This window comes from Argonema antarcticum A004/B2, assembly GCF_023333585.1.
In the GTDB taxonomy this organism is placed as follows: domain Bacteria; phylum Cyanobacteriota; class Cyanobacteriia; order Cyanobacteriales; family Aerosakkonemataceae; genus Argonema; species Argonema antarcticum.
Genome location: NZ_JAIQZN010000087.1, coordinates 1 through 15,585, shown reverse-complemented (window position 1 = coordinate 15,585; position 15,585 = coordinate 1). Strand labels below are relative to the sequence as shown.

Sequence of the window (15,585 nt, the reverse complement as noted above, 5' to 3'; positions counted from 1 at the left end):
CATAATTTAGTCGGCGATCGCCCAGCGCACAGCGGGACGGGAAGAAACTACATTTTTATAGGTGATTAGGGAAGGATTACTGGGAGTATCTGGCGGTAGCTGGACGCGAAAAGTAACATTTCTATTTCCGAAACGGAAACTGTAATTAGACTCTTCCGCAGACGTAGCTTGACCGACACAGGAAGCGAAGTTACTTTTCAACGGCGCTGTGAATTCGGCCAACTTCTTGGTCGATCGCACTAAGCGAGCTGGCCCTGCGATCGCAGCCGTATCGGGAATAACAGTATTTTCCCCACCGCCTTCATAATAACGAAATGAAGTCCAAAGCTTGACCGTCCTGGGACAAGTACCCGACCGGCGTGTGACGGTGAAGGTTGTATTGGGTGATGCGCGAGGGATAGTTGGCGGCCCTTGGTTTTGCGTCATTGCCGGTGCTGCCAGTAGAGTTGATAATATGCCAAAAGTCGTCGTGACTTGAGCCAAATTCTTCATAGTTTTGTCAGAATTTTGCACTAATGAAGTTATTTAGACGATCGCAATGCAGCTAAAGTTTCATCATCAGCCGATCGAACCTCGATAATAAGGTGATTTCAGCTACAGTCTTGAGAGCCGGTGCGATCGACAATTAGAGTCTGGGTAGAAGCAGCTTCTGCATTGTCCTTTTTTAAGCTAATATGAAACCCCGAATAATTGTCTGCGGCTTAGGCCCGACTGGCTATAAAATCTTCAGCTTGCTAAGACAACAGGGCGCATCTGTTGTTGGTATCCATCACCAACGAATCCCTGGTGAAGACGATGATGTTGTCACCGGAGATGTAAAAGCGGCTGCTACCCTGAAAGCCGCTGGGATTCACGAAGCGCATACCTTAGTTCTCGCTGGGAAGGACGAAGCGCTGAATTTGGCGATTCTCACCCAGGCACGAGTTCTCAACCCCCGCATTCGCATCATCAATCGGCTGTTCAACACCAGCTTAGGCGATCGCCTCGACAACATCCTCCCCGATCACGTTACCATGAGCGTTGCCGCCTTAGCAGCACCCGTATTTGCCTTTGCCGCCTTGGGAAATAAAGCGATCGGACAGTTGCGGCTGTTTAACCAAACTTGGCCCATCCACGAAGTCCACATTCACGAAAACCACCCCTGGAAAGGCCGTAAGCTGAGCGAACTGTGGGACGATCGTTCCCGGATGCTGATTTACTATATGCCAGTGAACGGTCAAATAGATTTAGTTTCTGCCGTCGTCTGCGGACAGCAGCTGCAAGAAGGCGATCGTCTCATCATCGGCACCCAACCCAGCGTCCGCAACCATCGCCAACCTTCCATTCAGAAACTGCTCAAAATTTTCACAAATTTGCGACAATTTAAGCAACACGGTCAACCGCTAGCCGTAATAACTATCGTACTTTTCCTCACCGTTTTTACTGGCACACTGACCTATATCTTCACCGACCTGCAAACATCTTTTATTGATGCGCTCTATTTTTCCGTCGGCATGATTAGCGGTGCTGGCGGTAACGAAAAAATAGCAGAAAACGCCCCCGATAGCATTAAATTATTTACAATATTCATGATGCTGGTTGGGGCAGCAACCATTGGGATTTTCTACGCACTACTTACCGATTTTGTTTTAGGAACCCGCTTGAAACAATTTTGGGACGCCGCACGAGTTCCCGCACGAAATCATTACATTATCTGCGGACTGGGTGGCATTGGAGTGCAAATAGTCAATCAACTGCACTGTCACGGACATGAAGTAGTCGTCATCGAAAAAGACCCCAACAATCGCTTTGTCAATACAGTTCGTTCTTCAGGCGTTCCCGTGATTTTGGGAGATGCCAGTTTGTCGGCAAATCTGAAAGCTGCCAACCTTCAAAAAGCAGACGCTTTGTTAGCAGTTACCAGCGACGATATGGCAAATTTAGAAATTGCCCTCACGGCCAAAGGCATTATGCCCAAGTTGCCGGTAGTCGTGCGTAATCAAGACCCGCACTTTGCTTCCACTGTGCAAAAAGTGTTTGAATTTGAATCTGTGTTGAGTCCGACTGAATTAGCTGCACCTGCTTTTGCGGCAGCAGCTTTGGGAGGACGCATTTTAGGTAATGGAATTACCGGCGATACTCTGTGGGTTGCCTTAGCAACGATGATCACTTCAGGACATCCTTTTTGTGGCAAGCGCGTTAAAGAAGCGGCGATGGACGCTGACTTCGTGCCTTTGTATATCGAAACCAAATCCCAAACAATTCACGGTTGGGATGTATTGGAAACCGCATTAGGTGCTGGGGATATTTTGTATCTCACCATGCCTGCAACTGGACTGGAGCAATTGTGGCGTGTGATGCCTTCTCAAGTTTTAGCTAGTTGAAGCTTTTAGGTAACCATTGCTCATCATAATTACTACTGATATCGTGTCCGGTTGTATCGGTAGTGTAAGAGTGATATCGTTAAATTGTCTGTTGTCATCGTTGGTTAAAATTTTACCACAGATGAAGACGGATGAACACAGATGAACACAGATAAGAATAAGAACAAGAATTTTTTAGATAACCGATGGGTAAGGACATGATATGATTCTTGTTAATTCTAGGTGTGTAGAGACGCACCGATGCAACCGGACACGATAAGTAGGTGGGCTGAACCCAGGATGAGCAGAGGTTTACGACCAAACTTGTCTACGAATGCGATCGCTACTAGCGTTGTCACAATGTTGGTAATACTGGTAATCACCGTAATCCACAGGGAATCTTTCTCGGAAAAGCCTACTGCCTGCCACAGCACGCTGCTGTAGTAGAAAATCACGTTAATACCAACCAACTGTTGCAGGACAGATAACCCAATACCAACCCAGACAATTGTAAGTAAACCATGCCTGCCCATCAAGTCAGACAATTGCGGTTTGCGTTCCCGCAATACAGTCCGCCGGCAGTATCAAAACCGAACAAAAAGCTGTCTAAAAGAGTAGGGACAGCTTTAGTGTTGTATATGACTAAAGTCGCAGCTATTTTGCTTCCATATAAGCAATACACTGCTGCATCTGGTCACGCATTGTCTCGGCGTCAGCGTGGTAGCGGCGTCCGTGACCGGGTAGTACCCACTCGAACGAATATTCAGACAGTTTTTTCATAGATTTCGACTGTTCTCTCCAGGAGTACCAACAGGCATCTCGGAAAGCAATGAGGTGGTCAAGTTGTGCAGACCAAGCGAGATGATCGCCGCTGAATAGATATTTGTTTTTGTACAGCAAAACTGTGTGACCTTTGGTGTGACCGGGAACTGGAATAATTAAAAGGTCTGTCTCCAATTGATGCGGTTCGCAACCGGATAACTTGATTTCTACTTCGAGAGTACCGGAATTAATATCGTCCGCATGAAGAATGCGATCGCACCCAAAATGTTCTCTGTATTTACGATGATCTGCCACATCATCTTTGTGGGTTAGATACATATAACGAATTCCACCCATTTCCTCCAGCCGTTTGACAAGAGGTGGCGTAAAACGGGGAGAATCAACCAAAACATTGCCTTCTAGCCGCACAATCAAATAACTCGCCGCACCGTAGGAATTTTCCGAGTGATAGCCGCAATGGTAGATATTTTCATCTACCAAAATAGGGAAACTTTGCTGAGCTTGTTTAATATCTTTTGGTTTTTCGACAGTGCCAATAGAAGCGGTGGGACAGGCGAGGAGTGCTTGGAGCGATCGCCTTCTTTCCTCCTCATCAGTAGGCTGATGATAAACCGCTGACTGTTCATCCACGCGATCGAAAACCTCTGGAACCATCCATCGGCAAGTATCGCAATCAATACAAGTGCGATCGACATAAAAATCCCCCGTAACATTTTGGTGACGACGCTGATTTAGATGAGCCATAATAAAACCTTACCTTAGTTGCAATAATCTACCAGGTTATATTATGATTATAATCAAACTTCATCATATGTTACCTCAAATGGTTGTTACGCCAATCCCTGCTGCAAAGTTTCTAAAACTTTGGCTAAACTTCCTGCTAATAAAGCTGCTTTATCTAACCACAAATCTGGAAATACTTGGTCATTTTTATGATATAGCAAAAATAACTGTTGTTTGCTATAATAAAATATAAAAATTTCAGAATATTGTATAATTGATAGAGATAGCAGAGCGCATTTAAAATTTGCCCAACTAAATAAGGAACTTTACTATGGTAGCCAATCTTGATCCTAAATATATGACTCCCCAGGAATATCTCGACTGGGAAGAACAACAACCAATTAAATACGAATATATCAACGGTGAAGTTTTTGCCATGACTGGGGGAACAATTCCCCACAGTGCTATAGCTATAAACCTGGCTACTAGCCTCAAAAATCATCTCCGAGGTGGTTCTTGCCGGGTTTATGGCGCAGACGCTAAAGTAGGCATATCTGAAAATGGCCCATTTCACTATCCAGATGTGGCTGTAACTTGCGACGAAAGGGACAGACAAGCTATTAAAGCAATTTATCATCCCTGTCTAATTGTGGAGGTACTTTCGCCAAGTACGGAAAGTTTCGATCGCGGCAAAAAATTCCAACAATATCGTCGTATTTCCAATCTGAGAGAATACGTTTTAATAAGTGCGGATCAGATAATGGTTGAATGTTTTCGACTGAATGAAAGAGGACTTTGGGAACTTTCTACTTATGTAGAGGGAGAGGAGATTTATTTAAGTAGCGTGGATTTTCGGTGCGCGATCGAACTTTTGTATGAGGATGTAGTCTTTGAAGATGCAGAAACTGGAAACGTTGTCTGATTGTAGGGGCGGGTTTAGCAGATAACCCCTGTGCAAAACAAACAATCTCTCAACAAAACCCGCCCTACCATATAATACCGATACTTTTTTAAGTTACAATGTCAATATCTCCAAATCGATGCTTAAATATGAGTACAGTTCAACTCCAAATTCCTGAAGAAGTATTAATTAGCCTGAAGGAAACACCCGAAACCATTGCTAGAGAAATGCAAATATTAGCCGCAGTCAAACTATTTGAACTGGGTAAATTATCATCGGGACGCGCTGCACAGTTAGCTGGAATGCCGCGAGTACAATTCCTGCTTTTACTAGGAAAATATCAAGTATCGCCATTTTCTTTAACAACGGAAGAATTAGAGCGAGATGTGCATAATGCCTGAAACTACAGTCATCGTTAACACATCGCCATTGTTGTATCTTCATCAAGTAGGATGCCTACAATTACTTCAACAATTATACAATAAAGTTACAGTTCCTACTGCTGTACCGCAAGAGTTAGAAGATGGAAAGTTGTTAGGAGTTGATGTTCCTGAAATCAATACTCTCGAATGGATTGAGGTTCGCCCAGTTGCCTCAATCGCTCTTATACCTGCTGTAATTGATTTAGGACAAGGTGAAGCAGAAGTCTTGGCGCTTGGGTTGGAAATTCCTGATAGTTTATTGATTTTTGATGATAAATTAGCTCGTCGAATTGCTGATTTATATAAGTTGAAATACACTGGCACACTTGGCATTTTAGTCAAAGCAAAACAAAGAGGTTATCTGGGTTCTGTTGCACCAATTATTGCGATGCTTCAAAGTCAAGGAATGTGGTTAAATGACAAGATTATTAATGATATACTGAGATTGTGTGGAGAGGTGGGGCGATAATTTGACTAATGACACCAACCAAAAACCCCATCTGCGTTCATCTGCGTTTATCTGCTTCCATCTGCGTTGAAAAAAAGCCAAATCTCTGATATCAACCAAAAACCCCATCTGTGTTCATCTGTGTTCATCTGTGGACATCTGTGGTAAAAAAAGCCAAATCTCTGATACCAACCAAAAACCCCATCTGCGTTCATCCGCGTTCATCTGCTTTCATCTGCGTTGAAAAAAAGCCAAATCTCTGATACCAACCAAAAACCCCATCTGTGTTCATCTGTGTTCATCTGTGGTTTAATAGGGTTTGATTGTAAATAGTCTACCATTAAAGTTAAGCGATCGATAAAAAGGATCGCAATTTCTAAAGCATTTGCTTAATGCGATCGCACTTCTCAACCCCATATCTATTGGTGTACCATTATCAACCTGTGAATACCTGAGCGTAATCCCTAACAAACTGTTCAAAAGTAATTGGTTTTTTCCCTGTGATTTGTTCTACCACTGGCGACACCGATGAGTAAGCGCCAGCTTTTTGAGCAGCATACAATCCTAATACCATATCAATCTGTAGTTCTGGCATTCCTATTTCTATCATTGCATTACGAGCGCTATCTTCGGGAATATCGACATAGTTTATTTGTCTGCCGAGAACATTTGAAAGTATTTCTGCTAACTGAGCATTTGAGAGCGCTTCTGAACCTGTGATTTCATAAGTTTTGCCTTCATGACCACTTTGTGTGAGAACTGCTACAGCTACGGCTCCAATATCTCGCGTATCAACAAAACTGATTTTTTCATCTCCTAATGGCAAATAAAAAGCATTCTGGCTTTTGATGGTATTTCCGGTATAAGTAATGTAATTTTGATGAAAGGAATTCGGACGGAAAAAAGTGTAGGAAATTCCCGAATCTTCAATCTTTTTTTCTCCCTCGCGGTGCATTTGAGCTAAAATCATTTCTGGCTGGCTATCTGCACCCATGACCGACAGCTTAACGATGTGTTTGACACCTGCTTTTTTGGCAACTTCTACACTGGTAGCTTCTATTTCTACCATATTGGGAACCAGCGGCGTTGCCAAAAAAACTTTGTCAGCGCCTTCAAAGGCCGCTTGAACTGTTTCTGGTTTGTTAAAGTCAAATTCGACTAATTCCACGCCTGTCAGTCCTTCGGCACGGCTGGTGGAACGAACTGCTGCACGCACGTTTGCGCCTGCTGCTGCTAGCTGTTTGACGACTTGACCGCCTACGTTTCCGGTGGCACCTGTGACTAAGATTGTGTTTGTCATGATTCACTCCTGATTGAGAAGCCATTCATCTAATTCTGCCAAGAAAGCCGATCGCGTTTCTTCATCTAAGATGGCCCGATCGAAGGCATTGCGCGTCCAGCGCCCTAAATCGGCAATGGTAACACCCCGTTGGGACACCAGACGCACCATTTCATCTGTCAGATTATAGCCAAAGAAAGTAGGATCGTCTGAGTTGACGGTCACAGCTACTCCTGCGGCATCTAGTTCGAGAATGGGATGTTCTTGATATGATGGAATATATCTGAGGCGTTCGTTGGAAGTTGGACAGATTTCGACTAGGATTTTGCGATCGCGCAACAAGCTAACAACCTCTGGATCTTCTATAGCAGAAGTACCGTGACCGATTTGCTTAACACCCAGTCCCTCTACAGCAGCGCGAATGTTTTCTGGGCCAGTCATTTCCCCGGCGTGTACCTTGACTTTTTTCCCGGCTGCAAAAACTGGCGCAAATGCTTCTTTAAATAAATCGGCTGCCCAACCTACTTCTGAACCGTGAAGATCGAAGCCGGAAATAACTTTTTCTGTAATAACTTTTTGTACCCAAAAGTTAGCGGTTTCGACGCCATCATTGCGATTGATGCCAGCGATGATTCTGATAATTGTACCATGCGATCGCGCCCTTTCTACTTCCATTTCCAAAAGTTCCAAAACGCGATCTAGAGAAGCACCAACTCGCTCAACTAAGGAAAGGGAAAACTCTAACTCCACGTAGCGGATACGTTGTTCAATAAAGGAATCAACAACATCCCGAATTAATTCATCATAACCCGAAGATGTTTGTAACCAGGGATGAATATAACTTTTAAACATCCCCCCAAATTCATCAAAGTTGGCGAATCGAAACTTAGGTCTGTACCAATGAGGAGACTCAGGAAGAACGATCCCTTGGTGTCGATGTAGAGCTTCGCGAACAGTAGCCCAACGAGGTGCCCCTTCCAAGTGTATGTGCAGTTCAGCTTTTGGCATTGAGGAAAGATCGGGAATATTGGTTTTTTGTTCTACTTTGGTAAGTTCCAACATGGTTTGATTCTCTCTATTAAGAGCCTATCCGAAAAGGAGGTGCGTGGATATTTTAACCACAGATGAACACAGATGAACACAGATGAAGATATGGATTTATCGTGAGGTATGCAAGTAGAATTTTATTTTTCGGATAGACTCTAATTCCCGATCGCATCCCTTTTTAAAGCTCGACTAACCAATCTAAAATTAACTTATTCACGATATCAGGTCTTTCGTCATGGGGACAGTGACCCGTATTGGGAATTGATACAAATTCGATCGCTTGACCGTTTTCGCTGAGTTCCTGATAAATCTTTGCGCCAGTAATAGGTGTCCAGGGATCTTTTTCTCCCCAAAGTACCAGTAACGGATGCTTCACTTTCGGCAACAATTCTGATGGACTGGGGCCAGGAGGCGCAGTCAGAATGGAAGCAAAAACCTGTTGTGCGCCGGGGTCGCAGGAAGGCTCGTAGAGGAGATCGACAAGTTCGTCTGCGATCGCTTCCCGGTTAAAATAAACTTGCTGGAGGGTGCGACGGATGCGGTGTTTCTGGCGAATCCGATTAAATATAAACAGGCCAAAAACTTTGGAACTGACCAGCTTGGTAAAGCCTCCCATCACCAACCTTAAAGGCAAATTTAGTTCGTCCGGGCGATGATTTAGTCCACCAGCACAATTGATCAGAACAGCACCCGCAGAAATTTCTGGATAATCTGCGACTACCATTAAACTGAGTAAAGCACCGATCGAATTGCCCACAAATACAGCGGGTTCATCAATATGCGATGAACAGAAATCTTTGAGCAATTCTGCCCACAAATCCAGGCTGTAATCTAATGGTGGCTTATCAGAACCGCCAAATCCCAGTAAGTCCAGCGCAAATACTCGGTAGCCACCGGCGGCTAGTACAGGAATATTCTGACGCCAGTGTCCAATAGAAGCACCAAAGCCATGAATCAGTACCAACGGACGTCCGGTGCCCATAACGGTGTACTGAATTTTATGGCCTTTCCAAATCCAGGTAAGTTTTTCCAAGGTGCTGGCTGTCGCTTGTTGCTGGGTTATCACAGTATTTTTATGAAGATTCGTAAAGTATGTTATTTAATATGATATTATCTTTTGACTTAAAAGAGTAATCGTAAATCCACACTTGAAATGCGTAAGTTCTATATGAATCAGAATTTCTTAGCTTTACTTGGCAAGATTGTTTTTGCTACAGCTAGCTTGGCGATATGCGCCACTGTCAGTGCTTCCACCCTTGAAGCAAGTCAACAACTTTTAGCGGCACAACCCGCTAGGAGACAAGCGAGACAGAATAACGACTTGGTTCCAGAAGTTATTGCCAATGCGGTTTTACAGAATTTGTCTCAGCAGACGGGGATACAAACTTCTGGCTTGCGTATTATTGAAGCTCAACAAGAAACCTGGACTGATGGTTGTCTGGGAATAGCTAACCCTGGCATTATTTGCTCTAAGGCTGTGGTTCCCGGCTGGCGAGTGGTGGTGGGTAGCGATCGCCAACGCTGGGTTTATCGCACTAATCTAACAGGTTCCTTGGTGAAACTCGATCCAACCGCTAGCGAGAATGTAGCCGCTAGTTCACCCCCGCCCAGTCCCCCCCCACCTCCCACTCGCCTGTCGCCGCCTCCGGCACGCAGACAGGCAACAGCAACGACTTCTAGACCATCGACAAGAGAGCCATTGCCTCAAATAGTTATTGACCAAAATCAAGCAGCTAACCCCGAAAATCAGAAACCTCCCCTGATTGAGGAACCACTTGGCGTCCGAACAGAAGTTACCGCCCCTCAAGCGCCTGCGATTCGCAGAACAGAAGTAGTTACCGCCCCTCAAGCGCCTGCGATCCGCAGAACAGAAGTTACGCCCCCACAAGCACCTGTAATTCGCAGAACTGAGATATTTACCGCGCCTCAAGAACCTGCGATTCGCAGAACAGAAGTAGTTACGCCCCCACAAGCACCTGTGACCCCCGTACCGCAGGTCAGCAGCACTGTGGCTACACCCCCTCGTCGGGCGTTACAGATGCCCCCTCGTCAAGTCAGCACGGAAGGCAAACGCAGTTTCAGTCTGGCTATTCGACAACCATCAGCGGCACTTTCCGATGTAGTCGCGCGTGTTTCTCTAAAGCCTAAAAACGGCAACAGCTATGCACCGGAGCAGTTGCTCGGTGACTATAGATATCGGCTGGATAGACGAGCTATGTTTACGGGGGGAATGAATACTGGCGATCGCATTGTCGTGCGCCTGTACGATCCTAGTAATCGCCTGATTGGGTTCAGCGAGCTTGAACTCTTAGCACAAAACACAGCCGTTAACCTAATTTTTCCCGAACAAGCATCTCTATACCGCATGGTGCGGACTCTCTACGGTATTGATGCCGATCGCGACGGCTCCCTCGACGAAGGTACGAATTTCTACGACTACTACACCATCATCACCGGCACAAGGGCTGGTGATGAACGAGTCTCTTTCCTCAACGGCGTGCCAAATACTAGCCTCACTTGGTTCCAGGTAGCTGGATTGCCAGTACCGTCACGCACAAGCGTTTATCCCAACTCTTTTAGCAGTGGCGAACAAGCCATCACAAATCAAGCTATCAGCGTTTTTAGACCCGATTTGCCTAGAGCGTTCACCACTGTGCCGGGTAAGGGAGGCGCTGTAACTAACGTCAACAATAACTCTAGCTACAACGTAACGCGGTTGTCGGGAACTGCGCGATCGCCAGAACCCCAAGCGCCGACTCCCACCCCGGAAATGCAGGCGAATTTTGCCGATATACCGTCGAATCACTGGGCTAGAAGCTTTATTGCACAACTGGTGGCTAAACAGATCCTCGAAGGTTTTCCCGATGGACTCTATCGTCCCAACGCTCCCGTTACACGAGCCGAATTCGCCTCAATTTTGCGTAAAGCTTTCGATCGCAATAAAGTTCGCGATGTCGTGGCTTTTAGGGATGTGCCGACTAACCACTGGGCTTATCCAGCCATTCAAGAAGCTTATGAAATGGGCTTCTTACAAACTAATGCAAGCCTTGGTTTTAGCCCCGACCAAAAGGTTTCTCGTCTTGACGTTTTGGTAGCGTTGGGAAGAGGACTGAACTATTCTCCCAGCAGAGGAGCCGACAGGATTTTGAGCGTGTACAGAGATGCCGCTTCTATCCCAAAAAGCGATCGCGATCTCATCGCCGCAGTTACTGAGCGGGATATGGTAGTAAGTTATCCCAATGTCAACTTTCTCAATGGCGATCGATTGGCAACTAGAGCCGAAGTCGCTGCCTTGATTTATCGGGCTTTGGTAAGTACTGGAAAAGCCGAAGAGATTGTTTCGCCCTACGTGGTAGTATCAGCACCCGATCCAACTAACACAGAAGTTAGAGAACGTCCGCGTTCCGATCGACAAACACCCACTCCCCGCAATCGGCGACAAAGCAGCAGCAATAATAATAACTAATTATACTAACCGCCCTTTGCCCCCTCCCCTAGCCCCTTTGCCCCTAGCTATATCATGCCCGAATTAATTTTACCCAAACCCCCAAAATTTGAAAGTGTAGAAGACGAGCGCCTGCATCGCAAACAGCGCCTCGCTGCTGCCTTTCGCCTCTTCGCCCGCTATCGGTTTGACGAGGGTATAGCTGGGCACATCACTGCCCGCGACCCAGAACTGACCGACCATTTCTGGGTCAACCCCTTCGGGATGTACTTTGGGCACATCCGAGTTTCAGACCTCGTGCTTGTCAACGACAAAGGCGAAGTAGTCGAAGGTAACAAACAAATCAACGCAGCGGCTTTCGCCATCCATTCTAAGATTCACACAGCTCGTCCTGATGTCGTTGCAGCTGCCCACGCTCATTCCCTCTACGGCAAAAGTTGGTCGAGCTTGGGACGCCTTCTCGATCCCCTCACTCAAGATTCCTGTGCCTTTTACCAAGATCACAACTTGTTTAACGACTATACCGGCGTTGTACTCGAACCGGAAGAAGGCAAACGATTAGCGAACGCCCTGGGCCAGAAGAAAGCCCTAATTTTGCGTAACCACGGCATATTAACTGTTGGTCAATCAGTTGATGAAGCGGCGTGGTGGTTTATTACAATGGAGCGATCGTGCCAAACTCAACTTATGGCTGAAGCAGTTGGAAAGCCAATGCCGATCGCACGCGACACCGCACGCCTGACATACACTCAGGTAGGCTCTCATTATATGGGTTGGTTTTGTTTCCAGCCCCTGTACGAAATGATCGCACGACAGCAACCCGACTTTCTGAATTAAAGTTGCTAGCATCGATTACCTAAAAAATTCGTCTTCTTATTCTTATCTGTGTTCATCTGTGTTCATCTGTCTTCATCTGTGGTAAAAATTTAACCAACGATGAAAACAGAAAATTTAGATCGGCTTGCGAGTGGGTGAAGTACAGAGAAACCCGGTTTCTCCAAGAAACCGGGTTTCTTTCCCTATCCCTCTATTGTAGTTGTTGCTTTAGTTGTTTAAAATTTTCTGGATTGAGCGTGACTTTCACTTCCAACTTTTGCTGAGCGTCTCGTAGAGTAACAACATGATTTTCACCTTTCTTCCAGTATTCCAATTGGGGATTTGTTAGCTCAATAGTCTGATAAATGACTTCCGGTAGCCCTAATCGGATCGCCACTTCTTTTTGAGACTGAGGATAAACATACAAATACTGACGCAAACTATCTAGTTCTAGTTTGTGAGGAGTAGTGCTGCGTTCCTGCTGAGTATCCGGTTTTTGCCAATACAGAGTAATGCCGCGAATTTCGGGATTTCTGATTGCAAATACCTCATCAAACCGCTGAGGTTCCCAGTCAATTTCTCTGACATCTGCCGTAGGGGGAATTAATCGCTGCCGCCAGGTGATTTCTTTGCTGTTGAGACTGGCAAACCATTCCTTGATCGCAGCGAAGTTATTGCGGTTGTCGGGGTTGGTGCTACCTTGTTGCCAGACGATTGTGAGTGGCATGAGATGCTCCTGATAGGTTTGTTTCTTATCAAGTATTTTCATATATTATAACTTGCGAAGCTTTTGTTGAGAATTCTAGAAATTCAACCGATCGCGCCTGCTGATATGCTAAATTTATTAGCACAGAGCATCGAACAGGGGGAAGCTGCCCGTGATGCTTCCCTGGCGAGTGTTCGAGAAATTAAAAGGAATTGGAACCTACCATGAGCGAGCAACCAAAAATCCCTGATGCAGAGACGAGAAAGCGAAGTCTTGAACGATTGCGCGAAAGCAACCGACAGCTCGCTCTTGTCGGTTTGCAAATAGATGAACTGATTGCAATGGCAGATGCTCATCTTCTTCGCCAACGTCGGGAACGCCAAGAGGGGAAAAAGCCTCCATCAGCTAATCTAAACGTCACTGAATAGTTGTTATGTTTAGGGAATGAAATAGTGCTTTTGGTACGTAGTTGCGCTTTAGCGCTCCAAGAGCGCTAAAGCGCAACTACGTACCCATAGAAGATTGTTCGTTTAACCTATAAAGTATCGCCACGAGTGAGGCTGATTATGACTCAAGAACTCCTAGATTTAAGGAATTGCATCCTTGAAGGACGCTATGACGATGCGTTTTCCCTATTAGATGAATTGGACGGGATGAGTAAAAAAGCAATTTTGCGGAATATAAAAAAGTTTTTGATTAGGATGCTGGTTCACTTAATCAAAAACCAAGTTGAGCAGCGCCTAACTAATTCTTGGTATGCTTCAATTAGAGATTCGATTCTAGAGATTCAAGACCTGAATATCAAAGAGAATAAAATATCTTACTATATTAAAGAAGATGAATGGGAAGAATATCTTTCGCAAGGTTTTGAGGATGCTATAGTTGGGGCTAGCGTAGAAGCATTTGATGGACGATTAACTCCATCTCAAGTAAAAGAAAGAATAGACAAAACTGTAATAATTGCTACAGCAACTAAATTTCTCAATTTAACTTATTCTCATTCACCGGAAAGATTGCGTGAGGCGATATCGGAAGAAGTCACTCAATTAGCGGGCGGCGAAGATTGGAAATTAGGAAACTAAAGTTGAAATTCGGCTAAAATCAAAGATAAATTGCGGTGTAAGGATGGGGCAAATGTTTATGCAAATTTTGGAGTCGATCAAAAGCTTTTTTCAGCAGCTATTGGGAACCCCACCCCAACCCTCCCCGCCACAGGGAGGTAGCAAGAATGTTTCCCCCTCGTTGACGGGGGGGTTAGGGGGGGTAAAGCCAACCCTCACGGATGCTGAGTATGAGGTTTTGTTTAACGAACTCCTGGAAGGGGTGAATCAAGGCTGGAGTCGAGGGCGAGTTTCGGGGTTTTTGATCGGAAGAGGCATCACCGAGGCTAAATTAGCCGCGTGGTTGCGTCCTTTTGGGGAAAGATTGCTGGCGACACCGGAACAGCATCAGGAATTGGTGCGGCGGATAGTGCGATTAGGGGAACTTCGCGGTGGGGAATTGGGACAGGTTGCTGGGGAAATTGGCAGACAGATATCAGCACTTATTCCGCCGCCTCCTGTGTCGCCTATTACAGATAATGTTTGGCATGGCGAGGTGATAGAGGCGGAGTTTGTCGGCGATGGTTTGAGTGTGCCAGAGGGAAAGAACGCCACGAAAGCTATTGGCGAACAGGGAAATGCAGAAGTAGTTGAAGTGATTGGCGAACAGGGAAATGCAGAAGTAGTTGAAGTGATTGGCGAACAGGCAAATGTAGAAGTAGTTGAAGTGATTGGCGAACAGGCAAATGTAGAAGTAGTTGAAGTTAGTGGCGAACAGGGAAATGCAGAAGTAGTTGAAGTGATTGGCGAACAGGCAAATGCAGAAGTAGCTGAAGTGATTGGCGAACAGGCAAATGTAGAAGTAGTGGAAGTGATTGGCGAACAGGCAAATGTAGAAGTAGTGGAAGATGGAGAAGCATGGTTTAACCGAGGCGTTCAGCAATACAATGAGGGTAATTTTCTAGCAGCTATCGCCAGCTACGATAAAGCGATCGAATTCTTACCCGACGACCACCAAGCCTGGTATAACCGGGGCGTTGCGCTGGATAACTTAGTCAGATATGAAGATGCTATCGCCAGCTTCGATAAAGCGATCGAATTTTTACCCGACTACCACGAAGCCTGGTATAACCGGGGCCTTGCGCTGTATAACTTAGTCAGATATGAAGATGCTATCGCCAGCTTCGATAAAGCGATCGAATTCTTACCCGACTACCACCAAGCCTGGAATAGCCGGGGCATTGCGCTGGATAACTTAGGAAGACATGAAGATGCTATCGCCAGCTACGATAAAGCGATCGAATTCTTACCCGACTACCACCAAGCCTGGAATAACCGGGGCAATGCGCTGGATAACTTAGTCAGATATGAAGATGCTATCGCCAGCTTCGATAAAGCGATCGAATTCTTACCCGACTACCACCAAGCCTGGAATAACCGGGGCAATGCGCTGGATAACTTAGTCAGATATGAAGATGCTATCGCCAGCTTCGATAAAGCGATCGAATTCTTACCCGACTACCACCAAGCCTGGAATAACCGGGGCAATGCGCTGGATAACTTAGTCAGATATGAAGATGCTATCGCCAGCTTCGATAAAGCGATCGAATTCTTACCCGACTACCACCAAGCC

General features: G+C 45.6%; 17 protein-coding genes. 10 read left to right on the top strand and 7 right to left on the bottom strand.

The genetic code is table 11. From position 1 onward, the window contains the following. Positions 1 to 6 precede the first annotated feature (6 nt). Positions 7 to 492, bottom strand: coding sequence for a hypothetical protein (locus LAY57_RS27625; RefSeq protein ID WP_249070389.1), 486 nt, complete (start codon positions 490 to 492; stop codon positions 7 to 9). Between the two features lie 182 nt (positions 493 to 674). Here LAY57_RS27625 and LAY57_RS27620 point away from each other — a divergent pair, with 182 nt between their 5' ends. Beyond that, complete coding sequence (locus LAY57_RS27620) at positions 675 to 2,363, top strand: potassium channel family protein (protein ID WP_249070388.1); 1,689 nt, start codon at positions 675 to 677, stop codon at positions 2,361 to 2,363. 218 nt (positions 2,364 to 2,581) lie between these two features. On the opposite strand, the gene LAY57_RS27615 is transcribed toward LAY57_RS27620, so the two are convergent. Both LAY57_RS27615 and LAY57_RS27610 read right to left on the bottom strand, forming a co-directional pair. After that, on the bottom strand, positions 2,582 to 2,887 hold the full coding sequence (locus LAY57_RS27615) for an MFS transporter (RefSeq protein WP_249070387.1): 306 nt from the start codon (positions 2,885 to 2,887) through the stop codon (positions 2,582 to 2,584). 109 nt (positions 2,888 to 2,996) lie between these two features. Then, positions 2,997 to 3,869, bottom strand: coding sequence for an MBL fold metallo-hydrolase (locus LAY57_RS27610; protein WP_249070386.1), 873 nt, complete (start codon positions 3,867 to 3,869; stop codon positions 2,997 to 2,999). 310 nt (positions 3,870 to 4,179) lie between these two features. Between LAY57_RS27610 and LAY57_RS27600 the strand changes: the two genes are divergently transcribed. From LAY57_RS27600 to LAY57_RS27590, 3 genes are all read left to right on the top strand, one after another. Then, positions 4,180 to 4,770 (top strand): Uma2 family endonuclease, encoded by a 591-nt coding sequence (locus LAY57_RS27600; protein ID WP_249070385.1) that lies wholly within the window; start codon positions 4,180 to 4,182, stop codon positions 4,768 to 4,770. Between the two features lie 128 nt (positions 4,771 to 4,898). After that, positions 4,899 to 5,150, top strand: a complete 252-nt coding sequence (locus tag LAY57_RS27595; RefSeq protein WP_249070384.1) for a UPF0175 family protein — start codon at positions 4,899 to 4,901, stop codon at positions 5,148 to 5,150. Next, positions 5,143 to 5,640 (top strand): PIN domain-containing protein, encoded by a 498-nt coding sequence (locus LAY57_RS27590; RefSeq protein ID WP_249070383.1) that lies wholly within the window; start codon positions 5,143 to 5,145, stop codon positions 5,638 to 5,640. Before LAY57_RS27595 ends, LAY57_RS27590 begins: the two co-directional genes overlap by 8 nt. A gap of 415 nt (positions 5,641 to 6,055) precedes the next feature. Here LAY57_RS27590 and LAY57_RS27585 read toward each other — a convergent pair whose 3' ends face one another. The 3 genes from LAY57_RS27585 to LAY57_RS27575 form a co-directional block, all read right to left on the bottom strand. Next, positions 6,056 to 6,919, bottom strand: coding sequence for an SDR family oxidoreductase (locus tag LAY57_RS27585; RefSeq protein ID WP_249070382.1), 864 nt, complete (start codon positions 6,917 to 6,919; stop codon positions 6,056 to 6,058). A 3-nt stretch (positions 6,920 to 6,922) separates the two neighbouring features. Then, positions 6,923 to 7,960, bottom strand: coding sequence for an adenosine deaminase family protein (locus tag LAY57_RS27580; protein WP_249070381.1), 1,038 nt, complete (start codon positions 7,958 to 7,960; stop codon positions 6,923 to 6,925). Between the two features lie 163 nt (positions 7,961 to 8,123). Continuing rightward, positions 8,124 to 9,011, bottom strand: coding sequence for an alpha/beta fold hydrolase (locus LAY57_RS27575; RefSeq protein ID WP_249070380.1), 888 nt, complete (start codon positions 9,009 to 9,011; stop codon positions 8,124 to 8,126). 102 nt (positions 9,012 to 9,113) lie between these two features. On the opposite strand from LAY57_RS27575, the gene LAY57_RS27570 reads away from it, so the two are divergent. Continuing rightward, positions 9,114 to 11,411, top strand: coding sequence for an S-layer homology domain-containing protein (locus LAY57_RS27570; protein ID WP_249070379.1), 2,298 nt, complete (start codon positions 9,114 to 9,116; stop codon positions 11,409 to 11,411). 54 nt (positions 11,412 to 11,465) lie between these two features. Continuing rightward, the gene (locus LAY57_RS27565) at positions 11,466 to 12,227 is read left to right on the top strand and encodes a class II aldolase/adducin family protein (protein WP_249070378.1); all 762 of its coding nucleotides are present in this window, start codon (positions 11,466 to 11,468) and stop codon (positions 12,225 to 12,227) included. 190 nt (positions 12,228 to 12,417) lie between these two features. Here the strand turns inward: LAY57_RS27565 and LAY57_RS27560 are convergent, their stop codons facing one another. After that, a complete protein-coding gene (locus LAY57_RS27560) occupies positions 12,418 to 12,975 on the bottom strand; it encodes a hypothetical protein (RefSeq protein ID WP_249070377.1) in 558 nt (185 codons plus the stop codon). A 24-nt stretch (positions 12,976 to 12,999) separates the two neighbouring features. Here LAY57_RS27560 and LAY57_RS27555 point away from each other — a divergent pair, with 24 nt between their 5' ends. The 4 genes from LAY57_RS27555 to LAY57_RS27540 form a co-directional block, all read left to right on the top strand. After that, entirely contained in the window at positions 13,000 to 13,140 is a 141-nt protein-coding gene (locus LAY57_RS27555; RefSeq protein WP_249070376.1) for a hypothetical protein, read from the top strand. Further along, positions 13,137 to 13,340 (top strand): hypothetical protein, encoded by a 204-nt coding sequence (locus LAY57_RS27550; RefSeq protein ID WP_249070375.1) that lies wholly within the window; start codon positions 13,137 to 13,139, stop codon positions 13,338 to 13,340. Before LAY57_RS27555 ends, LAY57_RS27550 begins: the two co-directional genes overlap by 4 nt. A 138-nt stretch (positions 13,341 to 13,478) precedes the next feature. After that, the gene (locus tag LAY57_RS27545; RefSeq protein WP_249070374.1) at positions 13,479 to 13,994 is read left to right on the top strand and encodes a DUF29 family protein; all 516 of its coding nucleotides are present in this window, start codon (positions 13,479 to 13,481) and stop codon (positions 13,992 to 13,994) included. A 58-nt stretch (positions 13,995 to 14,052) separates the two neighbouring features. Further along, positions 14,053 to 15,585, top strand: a 1,533-nt coding sequence (locus LAY57_RS27540; RefSeq protein WP_249070373.1) for a tetratricopeptide repeat protein, incomplete at its 3' end; no start/stop codon positions are given.

Coding starts and splice junctions, on each gene's coding strand:
- LAY57_RS27625 (WP_249070389.1), bottom strand. CDS start 492: ATGAAGAATTTGGCTCAAGTCACGACGACTTTTGGCATATTATCAACT.
- LAY57_RS27620 (WP_249070388.1), top strand. CDS start 675: ATGAAACCCCGAATAATTGTCTGCGGCTTAGGCCCGACTGGCTATAAA.
- LAY57_RS27610 (WP_249070386.1), bottom strand. CDS start 3,869: ATGGCTCATCTAAATCAGCGTCGTCACCAAAATGTTACGGGGGATTTT.
- LAY57_RS27600 (WP_249070385.1), top strand. CDS start 4,180: ATGGTAGCCAATCTTGATCCTAAATATATGACTCCCCAGGAATATCTC.
- LAY57_RS27595 (WP_249070384.1), top strand. CDS start 4,899: ATGAGTACAGTTCAACTCCAAATTCCTGAAGAAGTATTAATTAGCCTG.
- LAY57_RS27590 (WP_249070383.1), top strand. CDS start 5,143: ATGCCTGAAACTACAGTCATCGTTAACACATCGCCATTGTTGTATCTT.
- LAY57_RS27585 (WP_249070382.1), bottom strand. CDS start 6,919: ATGACAAACACAATCTTAGTCACAGGTGCCACCGGAAACGTAGGCGGT.
- LAY57_RS27580 (WP_249070381.1), bottom strand. CDS start 7,960: ATGTTGGAACTTACCAAAGTAGAACAAAAAACCAATATTCCCGATCTT.
- LAY57_RS27570 (WP_249070379.1), top strand. CDS start 9,114: ATGAATCAGAATTTCTTAGCTTTACTTGGCAAGATTGTTTTTGCTACA.
- LAY57_RS27565 (WP_249070378.1), top strand. CDS start 11,466: ATGCCCGAATTAATTTTACCCAAACCCCCAAAATTTGAAAGTGTAGAA.
- LAY57_RS27560 (WP_249070377.1), bottom strand. CDS start 12,975: ATGAAAATACTTGATAAGAAACAAACCTATCAGGAGCATCTCATGCCA.
- LAY57_RS27550 (WP_249070375.1), top strand. CDS start 13,137: ATGAGCGAGCAACCAAAAATCCCTGATGCAGAGACGAGAAAGCGAAGT.
- LAY57_RS27545 (WP_249070374.1), top strand. CDS start 13,479: ATGACTCAAGAACTCCTAGATTTAAGGAATTGCATCCTTGAAGGACGC.